At 58.7% G+C, this 19,789-nt stretch carries 17 protein-coding genes; 8 read left to right on the top strand and 9 right to left on the bottom strand.

Annotated features, from left to right (window positions below):
- Positions 1-14: 14 nt before the first annotated feature.
- Together msub_RS05215 and msub_RS05210 are read right to left on the bottom strand one after the other, a co-directional pair.
- Positions 15-1,373: an MORN repeat-containing protein gene (locus tag msub_RS05215; protein ID WP_048495035.1), complete on the bottom strand. Its 1,359-nt coding sequence runs from the start codon at positions 1,371-1,373 to the stop codon at positions 15-17.
- Between the two features lie 114 nt (positions 1,374-1,487).
- Positions 1,488-1,949 (bottom strand): hypothetical protein, encoded by a 462-nt coding sequence (locus tag msub_RS05210; protein ID WP_048495034.1) that lies wholly within the window; start codon positions 1,947-1,949, stop codon positions 1,488-1,490.
- A 100-nt stretch (positions 1,950-2,049) separates the two neighbouring features.
- Here msub_RS05210 and msub_RS05205 point away from each other — a divergent pair, with 100 nt between their 5' ends.
- Positions 2,050-4,974: an insulinase family protein gene (locus msub_RS05205; RefSeq protein ID WP_048495033.1), complete on the top strand. Its 2,925-nt coding sequence runs from the start codon at positions 2,050-2,052 to the stop codon at positions 4,972-4,974.
- 68 nt (positions 4,975-5,042) lie between these two features.
- Here msub_RS05205 and ppsR read toward each other — a convergent pair whose 3' ends face one another.
- Positions 5,043-5,858, bottom strand: coding sequence for a posphoenolpyruvate synthetase regulatory kinase/phosphorylase PpsR (gene ppsR, locus msub_RS05200; protein WP_048495032.1), 816 nt, complete (start codon positions 5,856-5,858; stop codon positions 5,043-5,045).
- 207 nt (positions 5,859-6,065) lie between these two features.
- On the opposite strand from ppsR, the gene ppsA reads away from it, so the two are divergent.
- Complete coding sequence (ppsA, locus tag msub_RS05195; RefSeq protein WP_406564700.1) at positions 6,066-8,402, top strand: phosphoenolpyruvate synthase; 2,337 nt, start codon at positions 6,066-6,068, stop codon at positions 8,400-8,402.
- A 54-nt stretch (positions 8,403-8,456) separates the two neighbouring features.
- Positions 8,457-8,936: a ribonuclease E activity regulator RraA gene (rraA, locus tag msub_RS05190; protein WP_048495030.1), complete on the top strand. Its 480-nt coding sequence runs from the start codon at positions 8,457-8,459 to the stop codon at positions 8,934-8,936.
- 50 nt (positions 8,937-8,986) lie between these two features.
- Here rraA and msub_RS05185 read toward each other — a convergent pair whose 3' ends face one another.
- The 3 genes from msub_RS05185 to msub_RS05175 form a co-directional block, all read right to left on the bottom strand.
- The gene (locus msub_RS05185; RefSeq protein WP_048495029.1) at positions 8,987-9,277 is read right to left on the bottom strand and encodes a PilZ domain-containing protein; all 291 of its coding nucleotides are present in this window, start codon (positions 9,275-9,277) and stop codon (positions 8,987-8,989) included.
- Positions 9,278-9,281: 4 nt separating this feature from the next.
- Positions 9,282-9,953: a TIGR04211 family SH3 domain-containing protein gene (locus msub_RS05180; RefSeq protein WP_048495028.1), complete on the bottom strand. Its 672-nt coding sequence runs from the start codon at positions 9,951-9,953 to the stop codon at positions 9,282-9,284.
- A 116-nt stretch (positions 9,954-10,069) separates the two neighbouring features.
- Complete coding sequence (locus tag msub_RS05175) at positions 10,070-10,369, bottom strand: YciI family protein (RefSeq protein ID WP_048495027.1); 300 nt, start codon at positions 10,367-10,369, stop codon at positions 10,070-10,072.
- 131 nt (positions 10,370-10,500) lie between these two features.
- On the opposite strand from msub_RS05175, the gene msub_RS05170 reads away from it, so the two are divergent.
- Positions 10,501-11,379, top strand: coding sequence for a PHP domain-containing protein (locus msub_RS05170; protein ID WP_048495026.1), 879 nt, complete (start codon positions 10,501-10,503; stop codon positions 11,377-11,379).
- Here msub_RS05170 and msub_RS05165 read toward each other — a convergent pair.
- Both msub_RS05165 and rne read right to left on the bottom strand, forming a co-directional pair.
- Complete coding sequence (locus msub_RS05165; protein WP_048495025.1) at positions 11,376-11,918, bottom strand: YecA/YgfB family protein; 543 nt, start codon at positions 11,916-11,918, stop codon at positions 11,376-11,378. The genes msub_RS05170 and msub_RS05165 overlap by 4 nt on opposite strands.
- A gap of 3 nt (positions 11,919-11,921) precedes the next feature.
- A complete protein-coding gene (rne, locus tag msub_RS05160; RefSeq protein WP_048495024.1) occupies positions 11,922-15,074 on the bottom strand; it encodes a ribonuclease E in 3,153 nt (1,050 codons plus the stop codon).
- A gap of 643 nt (positions 15,075-15,717) precedes the next feature.
- On the opposite strand from rne, the gene rluC reads away from it, so the two are divergent.
- The 3 genes from rluC to msub_RS05145 are packed head-to-tail and all read left to right on the top strand — an operon-like array spanning position 15,718 to position 18,467.
- Positions 15,718-16,731, top strand: a complete 1,014-nt coding sequence (gene rluC, locus msub_RS05155; RefSeq protein WP_227506645.1) for a 23S rRNA pseudouridine(955/2504/2580) synthase RluC — start codon at positions 15,718-15,720, stop codon at positions 16,729-16,731.
- Positions 16,728-17,375, top strand: a complete 648-nt coding sequence (locus msub_RS05150) for an HAD family hydrolase (RefSeq protein WP_048495022.1) — start codon at positions 16,728-16,730, stop codon at positions 17,373-17,375. Before rluC ends, msub_RS05150 begins: the two co-directional genes overlap by 4 nt.
- A gap of 48 nt (positions 17,376-17,423) precedes the next feature.
- The gene (locus tag msub_RS05145; RefSeq protein WP_048495021.1) at positions 17,424-18,467 is read left to right on the top strand and encodes a S49 family peptidase; all 1,044 of its coding nucleotides are present in this window, start codon (positions 17,424-17,426) and stop codon (positions 18,465-18,467) included.
- Here msub_RS05145 and msub_RS05140 read toward each other — a convergent pair.
- Positions 18,464-19,081 (bottom strand): Maf family protein, encoded by a 618-nt coding sequence (locus tag msub_RS05140; RefSeq protein ID WP_048495020.1) that lies wholly within the window; start codon positions 19,079-19,081, stop codon positions 18,464-18,466. The genes msub_RS05145 and msub_RS05140 overlap by 4 nt on opposite strands.
- 136 nt (positions 19,082-19,217) lie before the next feature.
- On the opposite strand from msub_RS05140, the gene msub_RS05135 reads away from it, so the two are divergent.
- Positions 19,218-19,784, top strand: coding sequence for a YceD family protein (locus msub_RS05135; protein WP_048495019.1), 567 nt, complete (start codon positions 19,218-19,220; stop codon positions 19,782-19,784).
- Positions 19,785-19,789: the final 5 nt, after the last annotated feature.

The raw sequence follows: 19,789 nt of genomic DNA, 5'->3' as shown, positions 1-19,789 counted from the left end.
GCGGGCCAGTCTGATTACCAGCTTTCCAGTTTCGGGCATTCGGTGGCCCGGTAGCTTTTTTCCCGATAACAAACACCGGGTTCCGTTGTGCGGGCAGTGAAAATTTCCCCGGCCGCTGTGGTCAGTTGTACCTGTCCATAAGGCTCGCCATGGCGGAAAGTCGCTTCAATGGAACTGCCATTCGGGTTCATTAACAGCCCCTTGCCATGGAACTTTCCTTCAATGTACTGGCCCTCGTACTTTTTGCCGTCGGCAAAGACCTCTGTACCGGTGCCGTGGAAGGCGCCGTTGGAGAATTCACCTTCGTAGTGGTGCCCGTCGGGGTAGGTCAGGGCGCCGGTTCCGTGGAACTCGCCATTGCGGAAGCCACCGACGTAGAGCATGCCGTCGGCCGTGGTCAGTGAGCCCTGGCCATTCAGTTGCCCCTGCTCCCAGTGCCCCATCAGGATATCGCCGTTGGCCCGGGTCAGTGTGCCTTTGCCGCTGAACTGGTCGTCTTTGAATTCGCCTGTGTAGCGGGCACCATCAGCGCTGCGCCATACGCCTTCGCCATCGCGTTTGCCGCCGGACCACCCGCCTTCGTACCGGCTGCCGTCCGGGTACCAGGCGGTGCCCTGGCCATCAAATTCGCCGTTGATGAAATGCCCTTCGTAACGCAGGCCATCGGCATTCTGGTAGGTGCCGTCACCGGTGCGGACGCCGCCGACCCAGTTGCCGTTGTGGTAGTTCACTGTGGTGTAGGCTTCCAGTTTGCCAACCAGGGTCATTTCGTTGCCGGCCTCCAGGGCTACCGTCTGGCTCCAGGGTTTGAAGCCGGGTTTGCTGATGGTGATATCGTACCGGCCTGGCTCCAGCTCCAGATCCAGGCGGGTTGCCCCGTAATCCTTACCGTTGACGGTGACCTGGTCACCCACAACGTTTGAGCGCAGCACCAGGGTGCCGGTGGTTGCGGGTGGTTCCGGTGGTGGCTCTTGGGCCTTCTCAGGCGCCTGCTTTTCCTGCACGGGCGGCGCGTCAGTACGGGTTGCCATGGCCGAGGGCGGCTCTGCGACCGCCAGCACGGTGGGGTTTTCCGGCATGGCCGGCACGGTGAACGGGGTATTGTCGAATACCGGCTGGCGCGGTTCGGCCGGGGCTTGCTCCGCAATCACCGGGGCCGGTTCAACCGCGACGGGCGCCATGGCTGTCGTTGGCTCCACGGTTTCGGGAGGCTCCACGGCTGCGGGCGATTCGGAAGCAACGGTCTGTTCCGGGGCAGGTGGTTTGAAGGTTTCTGTTAGCCGCAGTTCATCCCGCACCGATGCGAATCCGGCGGTGACCAGCAGCATAAGCGCCAGGGCGTTTATGAACAGAAGCGGTCTGAAATCGACCATGTCGGAACCTCGTGAGCCTGCATTCTCGGAATTCTGTTTACCGTTTCATCTTAACCAGTGAATGAAACCTTATGTAACAGAAAGTGTCTGGAGTTAACGAGAATGCAGGCCAAATCACACTTTGTCCGGAAGCTGATCATGGTTGAGTTGCTCCCATGATCTCATGTACACATCGGCTTCGTATTCATAGGGTGATTTGAACGGGGTGAGGACAAAATCAAATACCAGGAAGAAGAATCCAATCGATGCCCAGGCGGTCACCAGGGTGGTGATGGTCGTCGCCTGAACTTCCGGGTTGGAATTGACAAAGTCCTCCAGCAGCGGAATGAGATCCGCCGCCATGACAACCGGGTTGAAACTTGCGAGCACGAAGGGCACCCAGAAGGCGATAAACACCGGAAAGAAGCCGAATGACCAGAGCAGCCTCCGGAGGAAATAGATGGCAACTTCCCGCCAGAAGCGCTGTCGGATTTCCGGAACTTTCCGGATGCGTTCCAGGTAATGGCGCCGCTCGGCCCAGTAGGCGGCGACTTCGGGGGCATCAACAGCCTTGGTGTGGGGTGCAGGTGTCGTCATGGATTGGCGGGGTACCTTATCGCTACAGGAGTGATGCATCATAATCGATACTACGTGTTACCCTACAATTCTCCAATTGTTTAAAGACAGGATAGTTTGAATGGCTGCAGTGATCGACAACGCAATCCATCCGGCCTTTGAGAAGCTTCGCAGTCACCGGATAGACACGCTCAACCTCGAGGTTGAGGAGTATCGCCACAAAAAAACCGGGGCCCGGCACCTGCATCTGGCGGCAGACAACGATGAAAACGTCTTCTTCGTCGCCCTGCGCACTTTCCCGATGGATTCGACCGGTGTGGCCCATATTCTCGAACACACCGCGCTCTGCGGCAGTGAGCGATTCCCGGTCCGTGATCCGTTCTTCATGATGATCCGGCGGTCACTGAATACCTTCATGAACGCCTTTACCAGCAGCGACTGGACGGCCTATCCTTTCGCCAGCATGAATCGCAAGGATTTCGACAACCTGCTGTCGGTGTATCTCGATTGCGTGTTCTTCTCCAAGCTGGATCCGCTGGATTTCGCCCAGGAAGGCCACCGCCTGGAGTTCGAAAAGCCGGAAGACCCATCCACCGATCTGGTCTACCGGGGTGTCGTCTATAATGAAATGAAGGGCGCCATGAGTTCGGCCACGTCCCAGCTGTGGCAGAACCTGAGCAGCCACCTGTTTCCGACGACCACCTACCATTACAACAGTGGTGGTGAGCCGGATCATATTGTCGATCTTTCCTACGATGACCTGATCAGGTTCTATCGTCACCATTATCATCCCAGCAATGCGATCTTCGCTACCTACGGGAATATCCCGGCCAGGGAGCACCACGAGAAATTCGAGGCGCTGGCGCTCAAGCGATTCGACAGGCTCGACGTTGATCTGCCGGTCCGTGATGAGAAACGGATGTTTGCCCCGGTAAGGGTCGAACAGGGGTACGCGGTAAGCGAAGGGGAAAGCACAGACAGCAAGACCCACATTGTGGTCGGCTGGCTCCTGGGTCACAGTTTTGATTTGCTGGAAAACCTGGAAGGCCAGTTGTTATCTGCCGTGCTTCTGGAGAACAGTGCGTCACCCCTGATGCGGGCCCTGGAGACCACCGATCTGGGCCATGCGCCTTCGCCCATGTGTGGCCTGGAGGATTCCAACCGCGAGATGACGTTTGTCTGTGGTATCGAAGGCAGCGAGCCCGGCAAGCACAAGGAACTGGAAGCACTGATCGAGGCAACGCTGCTGAAAGTGGTTGAAGAGGGTGTCAGCGAGGAGCGCCTGGAAGCCATTCTGCACCAGTTGGAGCTGCACCAGCGGGAGATCGCCGGTGACCAGTTCCCTTATGGTCTGCAACTGATCATGACTGCGATAGCGCCGATGGTTCATGGCGGCGATCCGGTTGAGCTGCTTGATCTGGAGCCGGTTCTGGCGACGCTGCGCGAGAAAATCCGTGATCCCGGCTACGTGCCCGGGCTGATCCGCAAGAAACTGCTGGAAAACCCACACCGGGTAACGCTCACCCTGCGCCCGGACGAAAAGCTTGAAGGTCACCGTCAGGCTGCGATCCGTGAAGCCCTGGCCCGGCGCAAGGAAGCATTGACCGAGGACGAGGTCCGGCAGATTGTTGACCGTGCCCGGGCCCTGGAAGAGCGCCAGATGGGCAAGGACGACGATTCCATTCTGCCAAAGGTGGATCTGTCCGACGTGCCGTTGCAGATGCCCGAGCCGGAAGGCCGGTACGACGGCGATATCTCGGCAACCGTATACGCCCGTGGCACCAATGGCCTGGTTTACGAACAGGTGATTGTGCCGGTGCCGGCGCTGACCGAAGAGGAATTGCTGCTGGTGCCGTACTACACCACCCTGATCTCCGAGGTGGGCTGCGGCGAATTGGATTACCTGCAGATGCAGGACCGCATTTCCGCCGAATCCGGTGGCATTGGTGCTGCCTTCAGCGCCAAGGGCGGTATCGACGATGTCCAGGATCTGTCCGGCTACATTATCTTCAACGGCAAGGCGCTGGCCCGGAACCGGAGCGCTCTGACGCAATTGCTCCGGGACCTGCACACCAGCGCCCGCTTCGACGAGAAAGAGCGGATTCGGGAAATTATTGCCCAGATCCGCGCGCGCCGTGAGCAGGCAGTGACCGGCAGTGGTCACGCCCTGGCGATGGGCGCGGCGTCCCAGGGCATGAGCCCGGGTGCCTGGTTATCGTTCCGCCTTGGCGGGCTGGCAGGTATTCGCGGTACCAAGCAACTGGATCAGGCTTTGAAAGATCCGGAAGAGTTGGCAGCCCTGTGTGAAAAGCTCTCGGCGTTGCATGAAAAAATCCGTAACCAGCGCCGTGAATTCCTGGTGATTGGTGAGGAAGAACAGCTTCCGGCCATGGTTGATGACCTGAAGTCCTGCTGGGCGGGTACCTCCGAAGCTGCCGGAGAAGGCTGGAAAATGGCGCCGGTCAATTATACGACCCGTGAAGCCTGGCTTACGTCTACCCAGGTGAACTTCTGTGCCAAGGCCTACAATACTGTGCCCGTGGATCATCCGGATGCAGCCGCGCTGACGGTACTCGGCGGCTTCCTGCGCAACGGCTACCTGCATCGTGCCATCCGGGAAAAGGGCGGTGCCTACGGCGGTGGCGCAGGCCAGGACAGCGTGAACGGAACTTTCCGCTTCTTCTCCTACCGGGATCCCCGGCTGGAGGAGACCCTGGATGACTTCGACAAGGCGCTGACCTGGCTGCAGGAAACCGACCACGACTACCAGGAACTTGAAGAGTCCATCCTCGGGGTGATTGGCCAGCTCGACAGACCCCGCTCTCCGGCGGGCGCGGCACGCCATGCGTTCCACAACAAGCTGTTTGGCCGTTCTCCGGAACAGCGAGCCCGGTTCCGGGAGCGGGTGCTCTCGGTCACCCTGGACGATCTCAAGCGCGTTGCCAGCACCTGGCTAATCCCGGAGAAGGCGAGTACGGCGGTTGTCACCAGCCCCGAGAACAGGGCCAGGGTCGAGAAGCTTGGCCTGGAGATTCAGGAGCTTTGAACGCCGCTGGGGGGTGAACACGGGGTCAGATGAAAGCGTTCATCTGACCCCACCTTCCACTTTCCCGCTCAGCGATTCCGCTTGAGCCCGGTGCTTACCATGATCCGGGTCGAGATCTCTTCCACGGAATAGGCCGTGGTGTTCAGGTAGGGAATGCGTTCACGCCGGTACATCAGTTCGATCTCTTCGATTTCGTGCATGCACTGCTTGATTGAGGAGTACCGCGAGTTCGGGCGGCGCTCATTGCGGATTGTGGCCAGCCGCTCCGGGTCGATGGTCAGGCCGAAGATCTTTTCCTTATGGGGCTTCAGGGCGGCCGGCATTTGCTGGTCTTCCAGATCTTCTTCCGTAATCGGGTAATTGGCCGCTTTTATGCCGTATTGCAGCGCCAGGTAGAGGCAGGTTGGCGTCTTTCCGCTTCGGGAGGCGCCAACCAGGATCAGGTCCGCCTCGTCGTAATGCCGGGTGCGGGCCCCGTCGTCGTTATCCAGTGCGAAATTGACCGCCTTGATCCGCCGCTCGTAACTTCCTTCATTATTGATTGAATGGGATTTTCCGACCGTGTAGGACGAGGACGACTGCAGTTCCTGTTCCAGGGGATTGAGGAAGGTCCCGAAAATATCCACCATGAAACCTTCGGCGGTGGAGATAATGTCCCGGATATCGCTGTTTACGATGGTGTCAAACACCAGCGGGCGGGCGCCGTCTGTCTCGGCGGCCTTGTTGATGCGGGTGACCGTCTCCCGGGCTTTTTCTTCGTCAGCAATGTAGGGAATGGTTAACCGTTCAAACTCGATCTTTTCAAACTGTGCCAGAAGGCTGTGCCCCAGTGCCTCGGCGGTCAGGCCGGTGCCATCGGAAATGAAAAAAGCGGTGCGTTTCATGGTGTATCGTCCGGTTCCGGATTCAGCGGGTGGTTCCCTAGGTAATTTCCGCAGGTTACAGTATCATACACGCCAAGTTCGAGACCTCGCAGTGGATATTGCCTGCATTTACCACTAGATACCGCTGGTCCGGTTTTGCTCTTTGCTTCACAGACTCAAGGGAGACGTGCTTTGGAAGATTACATTATCTGGTTTGATCACCTGGGAATGTCGGATGTCGACCGGGTGGGCGGGAAGAACGCCTCCCTCGGCGAAATGATCAGTAATCTCGCCAATGCTGGTGTTACCGTTCCCGGTGGTTTTGCCACAACAGCACATGCCTATCGCGAATTTCTCGCCAAAGATGGCCTGAAAGAGCGCATTGACAACGCCCTGGACGCCCTGGACATCAACGACGTCAACGAACTGGCCCGGGTCGGTGCGCAGATTCGTGAGTGGATTATCGAAACACCCTTTCCGGATGCTCTGGAGAAGGCCCTGGAAGCGTCATTTGCTGCATTGCAGGATGGCAATGAACACATGGCCGTAGCGGTGCGTTCCTCAGCCACCGCCGAAGACCTGCCAGACGCCTCGTTTGCCGGCCAGCAGGAAACCTTCCTGAACGTGGTGGGGCTGCAGCAGGTGCGCACCTCGGTGAAAGAGGTGTTTGCATCACTGTTCAATGACCGCGCCATTTCCTACCGGGTTCACCATGGCTTTGATCACAAACTGGTTGCTCTGTCCGCAGGCATCCAGAAAATGGTGCGCAGCGAGACTGCAGCCAGTGGCGTGATGTTTACCCTGGATACCGAATCCGGGTTCCGGGATGTGGTTTTTGTAACCGCCTCCTACGGCCTTGGTGAAACGGTTGTGCAGGGCGCGGTGAACCCGGATGAATTCTATGTTCACAAGCCCACACTGGAGGCTGGCCGCCCTGCGGTGCTGCGCCGGAATCTGGGTAGCAAGGCCATCAAGATGGTTTACCACACAAACCCCGGTGAAGGTGAGTTTGTGGAAACGGTCAAGGTCGGGCAGGAGGAGCGCAACCGCTTCTGTATTACCGATGCCGAAGTGGAAGACCTGGCCCGCCAGGCAATGATTATCGAGAAGCACTATCAGCGCCCGATGGATATTGAATGGGCGAAGGATGGCGATGACGGCAAGATCTACATTGTTCAGGCCCGTCCCGAAACGGTCAAGAGCCGCGCCTCCGCCAACGTGATGGAGCGTTACCTGCTGAATGAAACCGGCAAGATTCTGGTGGAAGGCCGCAGCATCGGCCACAAGATCGGCAGTGGCCCGGTCAAGATCATCACCAGCATCAAGGAAATGGACCGCGTCCAGGCCGGTGATGTGCTGGTAACTGACATGACTGACCCGGACTGGGAACCGGTCATGAAGCGCGCTTCCGCCATCGTGACCGATCGCGGCGGGCGTACCTGCCACGCAGCCATTATTGCCCGCGAGCTGGGCATACCGGCGGTCGTTGGCTGCGGTGACGCCACCGAGCTTCTGAGCGATGGCCAGGAAGTGACGGTTTCCTGTGCCGAAGGCGATACCGGTCTGATCTATGAGGGCGCACTGGACTTCGAACTGCGGGAAAACACCGTCGATTCCATGCCCAATATTCCGTTCAAGATCATGATGAACGTGGGTAACCCGGACCGTGCCTTTGATTTCCAGTCGCTGCCCAATGAAGGCGTTGGCCTGGCTCGCCTCGAATTCATCATCAACCGGATGATTGGCGTGCACCCCAAGGCCCTGCTGAATTTTGATGGCCTCCCGCGTGACATCAAGCAAACCGTTGAGAAGCGTATTTCGGGGTATTCTTCCCCGGTCGATTTCTATGTCGACAAGCTGGTGGAAGGTATTTCCACACTGGCTGCTGCCTTTGCGCCGAAAAAGGTCATCGTGCGGTTGTCGGACTTCAAGTCCAACGAATACGCCAACCTGATCGGCGGCACTCTCTATGAGCCGGACGAAGAAAACCCGATGCTGGGTTTCCGTGGCGCATCCCGCTACATCTCCGAAACCTTCCGCGACTGCTTCGAGCTGGAATGCCGCGCCCTGAAGAAGGTGCGCAACGAGATGGGGCTGACCAATGTGGAAGTCATGGTACCGTTTGTCCGCACCGTTGGTGAGGCAGAGCAGGTAGTCAGTCTGCTGGCGGAAAATGGTCTGAAGCGGGGAGAAAATGGCCTTCGTGTGATCATGATGTGCGAGCTGCCGGCCAACGCGATTCTGGCCGACCAGTTCCTCGAGCATTTCGATGGCTTCTCGATCGGCTCCAATGACCTGACCCAGCTGACCCTTGGTCTGGATCGGGATTCCGGCATCATTGCCCATCTGTTCGATGAGCGTAACGAGGCCGTCAAGGTTCTGTTGTCCAATGCTATCCAGGCCTGCAAGAAGGCGGGCAAGTACATTGGTATCTGCGGGCAGGGGCCATCGGATCATCCGGATCTCGCCAAGTGGCTGATGGACCAGGGCATTGATACCGTCTCCCTGAACCCGGATTCGGTGCTGGATACCTGGTTCTTCCTGGCCGACGAGAAGATCGACTGAGGTCGATTCCAGGATAGGCAGAGTTCATTTCCAGGATAATAGGAGAGCGACAAGGTGACGACGATTATTACCCCGGACCTGTGCGACGAGTTTCCCGAGGTGCAGGTCGTGGAGCCGGGCTTTAACAACTACGGCGGACACAAGGCCTTTGGCGGTGAGATCGTGACTGTGAAATGCTTTGAGGACAATTCCGTGGTGAAGGAGCAGGTTGGCCAGCCCGGCAATGGTCGGGTCATGGTGGTGGATGGCGGTGCGTCAAAGCGCCATGCACTGCTGGGCGACATGCTGGCCGAAAAAGCAGCCAGCAATGGCTGGGCCGGGCTCATTATCTATGGCTGTGTTCGCGACGTGGATGAGATTGGCAACACCGCGCTCGGCGTCCAGGCCCTGGGTACCCACCCCCGGAAAAGTGAAAAACGTGGGCTTGGCGACCTGAACGTGCCGGTCACCTTTCACGGTGTAACCTTTCATCCCGGGCATTATGTCTATGCCGATAATAACGGCATTGTTGTTTCTGAGAAGCCTCTGGTCTGAGGTATTCCCGGAGCAAACAAAAACGGCGGCCAATGGCCGCCGTTTTTGTGTCAGCGAGTCACTTCGCTGATATTCGTTCCGAGCAGAAATCCGTCACCCTCTGGTTGGCACCGAGTCACTTCACACACCGTTTCCAGTGGCGGAAACTGATCACTGCTGGGGTGGAGGATAGTCTGAAGTTCTTCTCCCGGGGCGACCTCACGACCGACATAGAGTTGCATGCCGGCCGCGCTCAGGTCACGGCAGATTCCGGTGAACCTGTTGCCCTGGCTGTCGATGATCTCGATTTCAGAGTTCACCTGCATGCGGTGAAAATCGCGTTTTTCCGAGTAGTCCTTCATGGCATCAGGCCCAGTTATCGGTCTTTCTCGTTGGTTTGAGCATCGGGATAATCAATGCCAGCAAAACGCCACCCAGTACCAGGCCGGCCCCGAGCAGCATGAAGTCGTATTCCTTGCTGGCCTCCAGGCGCTCGTTTTCTGCCGTAAGAACTTCCAGGTCATTGCGTATCTTCTGGTTTTCCTCAAGGAGTTCGCGATTGCGGCGTGCCAGATTGATGGAATCGGAGGCAATGTTCTTGATGCGCTGCAGCTCCTGCTGCAGCTCCTGGCTGCGGTTGGAAAGCGAGGATTCGGAGTTTTGCAGCGCGTCCCGTTCCTTGGTGACCTGGGCCAGTTGGTCTTTTACCTGGGTCAGCTCTGAACGGGCCTGTTCGAGCTGGCGCTTTGCGGTATTCAACTGGTCTTCTGCGATCGGCGTCTCGCTCAGGTACTGGCTGGAAACCCAGCCCTCGGTACCCTTTGGCGTGCGAACGAGGGTAAAACCGTCGTCAGACGCATCAAGAACTTCGAGGGGGGTGCCACTCGGCACGGCATTTTCGATAATCCGGTACTGGGTACCCGCGCCAGACCTCACCGGAAGGTACAGCTGATCGTCCACCCAGACGGTTTTGGCCTGAGCAACGGCAATTGACGACACTGCAAACAACACACTGATGGCGAGACGAAAAAGCGTCACTGGTTACGTTCCCTGAAATTCTCTGAATGAAGTCGGTGCATGATTAAAAGCGCAATTTTGTCACAGTTACCCGGCTGTGCAAGCGAGCCATCATTACAATAAACTCATGCGGCAACTCACGGCAGAACCGGCTTGAACGGCTTTACGGTAACCTTCTGGTAGACACCGGCCTCAATGTAGGGGTCAGCATCGGCCCATGCCCGGGCTTCTTCCAGCGAGTCGAACTCGGCAATCACCAGGCTGCCGGTAAAGCCGGCGTCACCGGGCTCCGGCGTGTCCAGTGCCGGGTGCGGCCCGGCGACAAGCAATCTGCCCTCGGCTTTCAGAGCCTGCAGCCGTTCGATATGAGCGGGGCGCGCAGACTGACGCATCGACAGGCTGTTTTCGACATCTTCACTGATAATGGCGTAGTGCATTCAGATCTCCGGATTGAAGCTGTTGGACGTAACGGGCTGAACGGTCATCAGCAGTCGTACAGCGGCGGGGATGGCTGATACACTGTGCATCAACGGCCTGTCGCCCTTTCCCCAATGACTCAGGATGTACTGTGACTATACCGCAAGACCCGGTTTTGTGCATTGATCTGCATTGCCACAGCACCGCCTCCGATGGCGCGCTATCGCCCTCTGCGCTGGTTGAGCGTGCCGCTGAGCGCGGAGTCAGCCATCTTGCCCTGACGGATCATGACACGATTGCCGGGCTCGCCGAAGCGGAGTGTGCGGCAGGGATTCATGGTGTCACCCTGATTCCCGGGGTGGAACTGTCCTGTATCTGGAAAAGCCGGACGATCCATATTGTGGGGCTGGACTTTTACCCCGGGGACGATGGATTCCGCCGCGCCCTGGCGCAGCAAAACGAGAACCGGTGGGCCAGGGCACGGATGATTGCTGATCGGCTGGACAAGCTTGATGTGGATGACCTGCTGGAACAGGCAACCGCTTTTGCCGGCGGCGATGTTCCCGGGCGCCCGCATTTTGCCCAGGTCCTGACGGGGGCGGGGGTGGTGCGCAACGCTGCGCAGGCCTTCAAGCGATACCTCGGAAGCGGCAAGGCCGGTGACGTGAAAGCCTATTGGCCGGAATTGCCGGAAGTGGTCCACTGGATTAATGCTGCGGGTGGCATTGCGGTGCTTGCCCATCCACGGAAATACCAGCTCACCGCCACCAAACTCCGGGCGTTGACCGCCGACTTCCGGAGAGCTGGGGGGCAGGCGATCGAAGTTTCCACCTCAGGGCAGTCCAGCGGCGACCTGGGGTTTCTCGCGGAGTTGTGCCGACGGGAAGGATTGCTGGCATCCCAGGGCAGTGATTTCCACTTTGCCGGCGCACCCTGGTGTGAGCTTGGCCGTATTACGAAAATGCCAGACGGGCTTGAGCCGGTCTGGCATTCGTTCAGGCAACCGATTCTGAATCCCGCGTCGGCTTAATCCGGCGCGTGAAACAGCAGGTACAGGTCGGTCAGTGAGTCCGGAATGGCCTCGGCCATTTTCCGGGACAGCTCCTCGCTATTACGAACCTTCTGGAAATCCTCGTCATCAAACAGCCCCGACAGCGTTAGCATGGGAACCAGCAGGTCAGCGGTTTCCTCTTCGCTGGCCGCGTTCAACCAGGCTTCCTCGTGTTCCAGGAAGGTGTCCACGAACCCGGCGCACCAGTTTTCCAGTGCGTTCATCGGGTCTCCGTCTTCCGGCTCGGGCAGCTCCAGGGCCTGGCCCATATCCAGGGCATGGGCCATGTCTCCGGCCAGCTGATCCGCGCAGCGCTTGAATATCTCGGGAATCCCGTTATCGGGTATCTGATCGATGCCCGTGGCAAGGCGGAAGATTTCTTCCGCCCCCAGTTCCGCCGGACCGACGACGCTGGCGCAGACAACCCCGTGGAAACCGAAGAAGTCCAGGGCATCATCGCCCCAGGGCTCGGCAAAGAGGATGTCTTCCAGCGCTTCTATGTCGGAGTTCGATAGCATCAGTTAGTTACTCCCGGCCTTTTTGGCCTCTTCCGCAGCCTTCTGGCGCTTGCGGACTTCTCTTGGGTCGTTGTAGGCACGTCCCGGTGTCACAGGAACACTGGGTGCCGGCGTTTCGGGAGTCTCGTTCTTGTTTGCAGTTTCCGCTTCCGGCTTTTCCGCTTTCACGGTTTTTTCAGCCTGCGGATCTGCGGCTGGAGAGGGCTCCTGCGCGGGCTGCTCTTTCTTCGGGGCGGCCTTTGGCGTGCGAGGCTGCCTTGCCGGTTTATCAGCTGCCGGTGGCTTTTCAGCCGCGGCCGGTGCTGGCTCTTTGGCTGCCGGCGCTTCCTCTTTGGTCGCTGGCGACTCAGAGTTCCTGGCCGGTTTCTCAGTCGGGGCCCCGGGCACCTTCTCCGCCTTGGCAGGCTGCCTTGGTTCCGCTTCGGCCTGAGCCTTCGGTGCAGCGTCTGGCTGAGCCTTCGGTGCCTGGTCCGCACTGTCAGCAGCCGGTTTTTGCTCCGGTGCAGAGGGCTTTTTATCGGCAGCGACGGGCTTCTCATTGGTAGCCAAGTGCTTTTGCTCGTCAGCGGCAGGGACTTTTACCTCTTCGGCTGGCTTCTGTTCGGCAACGGAAGCCTTGTCGCTGTCCTCCTTGGCTTTTTGAGTCGGCTCAGAGTCTTTGCCGGAGGAAGCGGTGCCGGCAGCCTTTTCCGTCGGCTGGTCCACGGCCGCTGTTGCGACTTTTGGTTCGTCCTTCTTCGGCTCGTCCTTGGCGACCGGTTCACTTGCCCTGGTCTCGGGTTTTTCAGAGGTTTTCTGATCAGAGGCTTTCTGACGGTTTTCCCGAGGTTGCTCGGCGGTCACTTCAGGCTTGCCGCTTTCGGAACTGGCTTCCGGCTGGGTGTCCTTCTGATGCCTTTCACTGCGAGCCGTCTTGCGCTCTGCCGGCGTAGAAGCCGGGTTTTCAGTGGGGGAGCCGTCGCGATTACGCTGGCGGCGAGGTTTGCGGCGCTTCTCGTCGGACGCGGATTTTTCGCTTCCGGAGGACTTGGCCACGGTTTCCTGTGGGCTCTGTTCCTTCTGGTCGCGGCCCTCTTTCTGGTCCCGCTGCGGCTTGTTGCGGCCACGGTTCTGGTTGTCCCGGCGGTTATCCCGACGGTTGTCAGAACCCTTGTTCTCGCCTTTGTTCTCGACTTTGTTATCGCTGTCCCGGGTGTCGGGAGTCTGGCGATTCTGGTTTCCGCGGTTCTGATCGTCATTGCGGTTCCGGTTGCGGCCGCGGTTGTCATCACCACGGCCTTGCTGGCCGCCCTGGCGACGTTCGTTGCCACTGCGATTGCCGCCGGAACGTTGCTCGTCACCACGGGCTACGCGGGATTTACGGCGATCCTGGCGCCCCTGGTTCCGGTGATCTTCACGCTGGCTGCGATTTTTCTCGGTGGTCTCGGCCTTCTGTTCCTCTTCTCCGTTAAAGAAGCAGGCAATCTTCCGGCCGAGGCGGCGGAACAGGCCTTCTTCCGGCTCGGCAGCTTCGGCTTCCGCCTTGGGCGCCGGCGTCGGTGCTGGCGCGCTGGGGCGAATTGCTCTCACGGCTGCCTGTTCTCGCACCGGTTTTTCCGGGGCTGGCGCTTCGAAAATCTCCTCTTCACGCTCGCTGTATTCCTGGGCCACCTGGTGGCTGGAAATGTGCTCGGGCGTCGTTTCATCGTCACGCATCCGGATAATTTCGAAGTGCGGTGTTTCCATGTGCGGGACCGGAACCACCACGATGCTGACTTCCTGGCGCGCTTCGATATCGGCCAGTTGCTTGCGTTTTTCGTTCAGCAGGAAGGTGGCCACCGACACCGGAACAACGGCCCGGACTTCGCCCGTCTTGTCTTTTGACGATTCCTCGTAAATCAGGCGCATGATGCTCAGGGCGAGGGATTCAATGCCCCGGATGGTGCCCTGGCCTTCGCAGCGGGGGCAAACCTCACTGCGGGTTTCCCCGAGGGAGGGGCGCAGACGCTGACGGGACATCTCGAGCAGGCCGAATCGCGAAATCTTGCCGACCTGAACCCGGGCCCGGTCAATTTCCAGTGCCTCACGAATTTTCTGTTCAACTTCCCGCTGGTGCTTGGCCGGTGTCATATCAATGAAATCGATGACAATCAGACCGCCCATGTCACGCAGACGCAGTTGGCGGGCGATTTCCTCGGCCGCTTCCAGGTTGGTCTGAAGGGCCGTCTCCTCGATGTCATGGCCCTTGGTGGCCCGGGAGGAGTTGATGTCGATGGAGACCAGTGCCTCAGTCGGATCGATAACAATGGAACCACCGGAAGGCAGCTTCACTTCCCGCTGAAAGGCGGTCTCGATCTGGCCTTCTATCTGGTAACGGCTGAACAGCGGGATTTCATCCTTGTACAGCTTGATCTTGTTCTCGAACGTCGGCATCACCGCGCGGACGAAATTCAGCACGTCTTCATGGACGCTGTCGGAATCGATCAGAACCTCGCCAATGTCCTGGCGGAGGTAGTCCCGTACGGCGCGGATAATCACGTTGCTTTCCTGGTGAATCAGGAACGGCGCCTTGCGCTCGCCCGCGGCCTGGGAAATGGCTTCCCAGAACTGCACCAGATAATCCAGATCCCACTGAAGCTCTTCGGTAGTACGGCCAATGCCGGCCGTACGCACGATGATGCCCATGGACTTCGGTACCTGAACATTGTTCATGGCGTCTTTGAGCTGGGCCCGCTCGTCGCCTTCAATGCGGCGGGAAATGCCACCGGCACGGGGGTTGTTGGGCATGAGGACCAGGTAGCGGCCGGCGAGGGAAATAAACGTGGTCAGGGCGGCGCCCTTGTTGCCACGCTCTTCCTTGTCGACCTGGACGATGACTTCCTGACCTTCGGAGATCACGTCCTTGATGTTGATCTTGCCCTCGATCTGGCCCGGCGATTTCTTGAAGTACTCCTTGGAGATTTCCTTCAGGGGCAGAAAGCCGTGGCGATCGGCGCCGAAATCCACGAAGGCAGCTTCGAGGCTCGGCTCAACGCGGGTAATACGTCCTTTATAGACGTTGGCTTTTTTCTGCTCGCGGGAGCTGGATTCAATGTCGAGGTCAAACAGGCGTTGGCCGTCAACCAGAGCTACGCGCAACTCTTCAGGATGAGTTGCATTGATGAGCATTCTTTTCATGGAAAGAAAGAGTTCCTGTCGTTTGGTTTTGACAGAAAACCGGAGGGGTCGCATCAGCGAAGCGGGATGTGCGTGCCGCGGGCCCTGTACATCAAGGGCGGACCGGCGGCCAGACGAATCAGACCCTTCTGGGGTGTGATCCTTTCAGTCTGAGACCAATGCCGACGATCCGGCTGCCTGTAGGCAGGGAAGGGGCGTTTAAGGTTCGTGTCTGTTGACGCATGTTATCCGTTTTTCAGGTTCACTCAGGTGCCTGGGTCTCACGTCGTATTCGTAAGCTGGACGGCCCGGCCCTGCGTGGCAATGATTCTTCGCGATGTCGCCCGCGGTTTTCTGCGCGGTTTTTCCTTTTCCCGGGGCCAGGAGTCAGTCTTTCAAAGATCTGGCCTGGTTCTCCGGGAACATTTACTTCGCCGTTCCCGGTAGTGATTGGGTGCACGGCGTTCAAACTCTCGAATAGTGTCGGTATACTTCTGCCGCTCCGGCTTCTGACTTGAGTTGGTCAGGCCGTAGACAAACGACAGAGCACGCCGGAATATAACAGTATTCAGGTTGGCGATCAATCCTGCAGTCAAGCCTTCATCACAGGAATTCCATGCCCCGCAAGCCCGCGAACAGAAAGCCAGTCAGAACCAGGTCCGGCATGGCGCCTCCAGCACTCGGGGCAAGGTCTGGCGAGGCGGGCGCTCCCCGCGGAGAAGTCCGGCAGGGTGTGCAGTGGGTCACGGTGGATGAGGATAATGATGGGCAGAGGGTCGACAATTTTCTGCTGGCGCAGCTTCGCGGCGTACCGAAAAGCATTATCTATCGGGTGGTCAGAAAGGGCGAGGTTCGCGTCAACAAGGGTCGGGTGAAGCCCGATACCCGGCTGAAAACGGGTGACCAGGTGCGGATTCCCCCGGTCACTCGCAAAGAGAAGCCTGCGCAGGTTGCGCCCGGCTCCCGCGTGCAGGGCGTTGTTGAGGCGGCGGTAGTTTTTGAGAACGACCAGATGCTGGTGGTGAACAAACCGTCGGGTATCGCAGTTCACGGGGGCAGTGGCCTGAGCTTCGGCCTGATTGAGGTGTTGCGCTCGGGGCGGCCATCGGCAAAATTTCTGGAGTTGGTGCACCGACTGGACCGCGACACGTCCGGGCTGGTCATGGTCGCCAAGAAGCGCTCGGCGCTGAGGTATCTTCAGGACGAGCTTCGCCAGAAGCGGATCAGGAAACATTACCATGCGCTGGTGGCCGGTGACTGGCCCAAAGGTGTCGACCGGGTGGACGTTCCACTGCTGCGCTACGAGATGCCTAACGGTGAGCGCCGGGTCAAGGTTGATGATTCCGGCAAGGCGTCTTTGACCACCTTCCGATGCCTGGCTCGCTTTCAAGGCTACAGCCTGGTGGAAGCTTCGCCGATAACCGGGCGAACGCACCAGATCCGGGTGCACAGTGCCTGGGCGGGTCATCCGATTGCAGGCGACGACAAGTATATGGATGATGTCAGCCTCAAAGCGTTCAGGGCGATCGGTGGCCAGCGGCTCATGCTCCATGCCAGGGCTCTTGAATTCACCTTGCCGGTGTCGGGGGAGGCTGTGAGGCTGGAAGCTCCGTACGACGATGCATTCAACGACGTGCTCGAGAAGCTCGGGGCGCGCCTGAAAGGAACAGATCAATGAACGTCAGAGTGGTTATTTTTGATTGGGACGGAACCCTGGTGGATTCGGTTGAGCACATTGCCGAAAGCCTGCACCAGGCGGCAACCGATCTGGGTTACCCGGCCCTGGAGCGCGAGGCCTACCGGGATATTATCGGCCTTGGCATGGTTGAGGCGCTGGAAAAACTCTACCCGGGGCTCAGCCGCGCCGAAATGAACAGCATCCGTGAAGGTTATGCAGGCTACTTTTTCAGCAAGACCACGACGCCCCAGAATGTGTTTGAGGGTATGGCGGGTGTGCTTGCCGATCTGCGTGGCTCTGGCCGCAGTTGCTCGGTGGCGACCGGCAAAAGCCGGCGAGGGCTTGATTCGGCCCTGGTTTCCAGCGGCCTTGGCAGTCACTTCGAGATAACCCGGTGCGCGGATGAGACCCGTTCCAAGCCGGACCCCGCAATGCTCGCGGAGATTCTGGAGTTTTACGGCATTGAGCCGGGCGAAGCCGTCATGATTGGCGATACCCGCTATGATCTCGAAATGGCCCAGCGTATCGGAATGCCGTCAATTGGTGTTGAGTGGGGGGTGCACAAGAAGGATGTGCTGGGTGGTTATTCGCCCCATGCCATTGTGGATACTGTCCCCGACCTGCGTCGGGTGCTCGGGCTTTGATCGGGCGAGGCCGGCCATTTTTATCAATGTTGCTGACAGGATGAGTACATGAGTGACTGGGAATCTGATAAGTCCCCGGAATGGGGTGATCAACCGGCAGAGCCTGAAAAGGAAAGGGGGGCGTCGTCTGGTCGCAAGTCGCCGAAGCTGCCTCCGGAATCTGGCCGGGACTGGAAGCTGATCGAAAAACTGGTGATGTCGCTTCAGGCCGAGCAGCGCCGGAGTCGTCGCTGGGGGATCTTCTTCAAGTTTCTTACCTTCGGTTATCTGATTGCGTTGCTGTTCATGCTGAACCTGCCGCTTGGTGATTCGCTGGACAGTGTGTCCGGCAAGCATACCGCCCTGATAGAGGTGACCGGCCCGATAGCGGCGGATGAGCTGGCCAGTGCTGACAATATTATCGGTTCGCTCCGCACGGCCTTCGAGGACCCGGATTCGGTCGCCGTGATTCTTCGAATCAACAGCCCCGGCGGAAGCCCGGTTCAGTCAGGGTATGTGTACGATGAAATAATGCGGTTGCGCGGCGAGTATCCGGAAAAGAAAGTGTACGCGGTGATTTCCGATATTGGCGCGTCCGGGGCGTACTACATTGCCTCGGCTGCCAACGAAATCTACGCAAACCGTGCCAGTCTTGTCGGTTCAATCGGTGTTGTTGCCGGCGGTTTCGGTTTTACCGAAGTGATGGACAAGGTTGGTGTGGAGCGCCGTTTGTATACCGCCGGTGAGAACAAGGCTTTCCTGGATCCCTTCTCCCCGGAGGAACAGGGCGAAGTGGCGTTCTGGCAGAGTGTCCTCGAGAACACTCATAAACAGTTCATTGCGGCTGTGAAGCAGGGGCGGGGAGATCGCCTTGCGGATGATGAGCGCCTGTTCAGTGGTCTGGTCTGGAACGGCGACCAGGCCGTTGAGCTCGGCCTGGTTGATGGGCTGGGAAGCGCTTCGCACGTTGCCCGGCAGATTATCGGGCAGGAAGAGTTGGTGGATTACAGCCACCGAAAATCACCATTCCAGGACATTGTTGACCAGCTCGGTGTCGCCTTCGGCGAGGGCCTTGCCGGTCAGTTGATGGAATCCCGGCTGGAGTTGCGTTAATACCGGGTGGTATCCGGCCGGGATTCCAGCAGGGGGTTCCGGCCCCAGCGTCGCAGCATGTCATTCAGTGCTATCAGGGGCAGCCCGACAAGGCTGTTCGGGTCCCGGCCTTCCAGGGCGTCGAACAGGGTGATGCCCAGGCCTTCCATCTTGAAGCTGCCCGCGCAGTCATACGGTTGCTCACGGTGCAGGTAGGTGTCAATTTCCTGGTCCGTCAGCGGCCGGAACAGCACACTGTAGGGCTCACATAGGCGCTCCACTTTTCCGGAATCCGAGTCCAGCAGGGCCAGACCTGTCAGAAACAGGACGCGTTGGCCACTGCTCTGTCGTAGCTGGCCTTTGGCCTGCTCGTGATTTCCGGGTTTGCTCAGCACGGAGCCATCCGGCATGCAGGCTACCTGGTCAGAGCCAATGATCCAGTGGCCGGGAAAGCGTTCTTTCAGGGCCCGGGCTTTGGTTTCCGCCAGGCGAGTTGCCAGTGCTTCCCCGGTTTCACCCTGTATGGGCGTTTCATTGATGTCGGGGCTTGCACAATCAAAGGGCAGTCCGAGGCGTTCCAGAAGCTGTTTGCGATAAGGTGACGATGAGGCCAGCAGCAAGGGTTTGTGGGTCATGAGCAATTTCCTTGGGGAGGACAGAGGTCCGTGATGCGCATTTATCGTAAATTACACCTACCCGCACGGAAACCCCTGGCCAAAAAGCAACGAAGTCTTTGACAGTAGCAGGCTACGCCCCTAAAATTGCGCGCCTATGTCAAATGCGCCAAACACCGAGTTGTCTAAAGCGTTGCCCAAATCTGTTGATCCTTATCGGTTGGCGGAACAAAACGGCACTCTGGAGGGAGTCATTCCTCTCAGCGGGCTTGACCGTTTCCGGGACGCCGTCCTTGGGTTCGGAGAGGGTGCTGTGTGTCGCGTGAAGCTGTCCTTTTACATGGACAGCGAGCGGCGTCGTGTGGTTGCGGGTGAGCTGGAGGCTCCGGTAGAGCTGGAATGCCAGCGGTGCATGGGCCCCATTGGTGTGGCGCTGGTTTCACAGTTCAGCCTGGGGTTGGTAACCAGTGACGAACAGGCACAGCAGCTGCCGAAAGATCTCGAGCCGTTTCTGACCGATGATTTCACCGCAAACCTGTGGTCGATGGTCGAAGACGAGCTGTTGCTGGTGCTGCCGCCTTTCCCGCTTCACGATCGGAATGATTGTCCGGCCCGGGAAGATCTGGAAGCGTACGAGCATGACAGCTCTGCGGCAGAGCCGGTAGTGAAGTCGGGCGAGAATCCATTCAGTGTGCTGGCGGATCTCAAGAAAACAAAGCATTAACCGGG

Origin of the sequence: Marinobacter subterrani, assembly GCF_001045555.1 — a bacterium.
GTDB lineage: Bacteria > Pseudomonadota > Gammaproteobacteria > Pseudomonadales > Oleiphilaceae > Marinobacter > Marinobacter subterrani.
This window is presented reverse-complemented; position numbering and strand designations above follow the sequence as displayed.

Excerpts from the sequence above, each read along its gene's own strand:
- ppsR (WP_048495032.1), bottom strand. The coding sequence starts at position 5,858 with ATGAAACGCACCGCTTTTTTCATTTCCGATGGCACCGGCCTGACCGCC.
- msub_RS05135 (WP_048495019.1), top strand. The coding sequence starts at position 19,218 with ATGTCAAATGCGCCAAACACCGAGTTGTCTAAAGCGTTGCCCAAATCT.
- msub_RS05175 (WP_048495027.1), bottom strand. The coding sequence starts at position 10,369 with ATGCACTACGCCATTATCAGTGAAGATGTCGAAAACAGCCTGTCGATG.
- rne (WP_048495024.1), bottom strand. The coding sequence starts at position 15,074 with ATGAAAAGAATGCTCATCAATGCAACTCATCCTGAAGAGTTGCGCGTA.
- msub_RS05205 (WP_048495033.1), top strand. The coding sequence starts at position 2,050 with ATGGCTGCAGTGATCGACAACGCAATCCATCCGGCCTTTGAGAAGCTT.
- msub_RS05215 (WP_048495035.1), bottom strand. The coding sequence starts at position 1,373 with ATGGTCGATTTCAGACCGCTTCTGTTCATAAACGCCCTGGCGCTTATG.
- msub_RS05145 (WP_048495021.1), top strand. The coding sequence starts at position 17,424 with ATGAGTGACTGGGAATCTGATAAGTCCCCGGAATGGGGTGATCAACCG.
- msub_RS05185 (WP_048495029.1), bottom strand. The coding sequence starts at position 9,277 with ATGAAGGACTACTCGGAAAAACGCGATTTTCACCGCATGCAGGTGAAC.
- msub_RS05165 (WP_048495025.1), bottom strand. The coding sequence starts at position 11,918 with ATGCTATCGAACTCCGACATAGAAGCGCTGGAAGACATCCTCTTTGCC.
- ppsA (WP_406564700.1), top strand. The coding sequence starts at position 6,066 with ATGTCGGATGTCGACCGGGTGGGCGGGAAGAACGCCTCCCTCGGCGAA.
- msub_RS05140 (WP_048495020.1), bottom strand. The coding sequence starts at position 19,081 with ATGACCCACAAACCCTTGCTGCTGGCCTCATCGTCACCTTATCGCAAA.
- msub_RS05150 (WP_048495022.1), top strand. The coding sequence starts at position 16,728 with ATGAACGTCAGAGTGGTTATTTTTGATTGGGACGGAACCCTGGTGGAT.
- msub_RS05210 (WP_048495034.1), bottom strand. The coding sequence starts at position 1,949 with ATGACGACACCTGCACCCCACACCAAGGCTGTTGATGCCCCCGAAGTC.
- rluC (WP_227506645.1), top strand. The coding sequence starts at position 15,718 with ATGGCGCCTCCAGCACTCGGGGCAAGGTCTGGCGAGGCGGGCGCTCCC.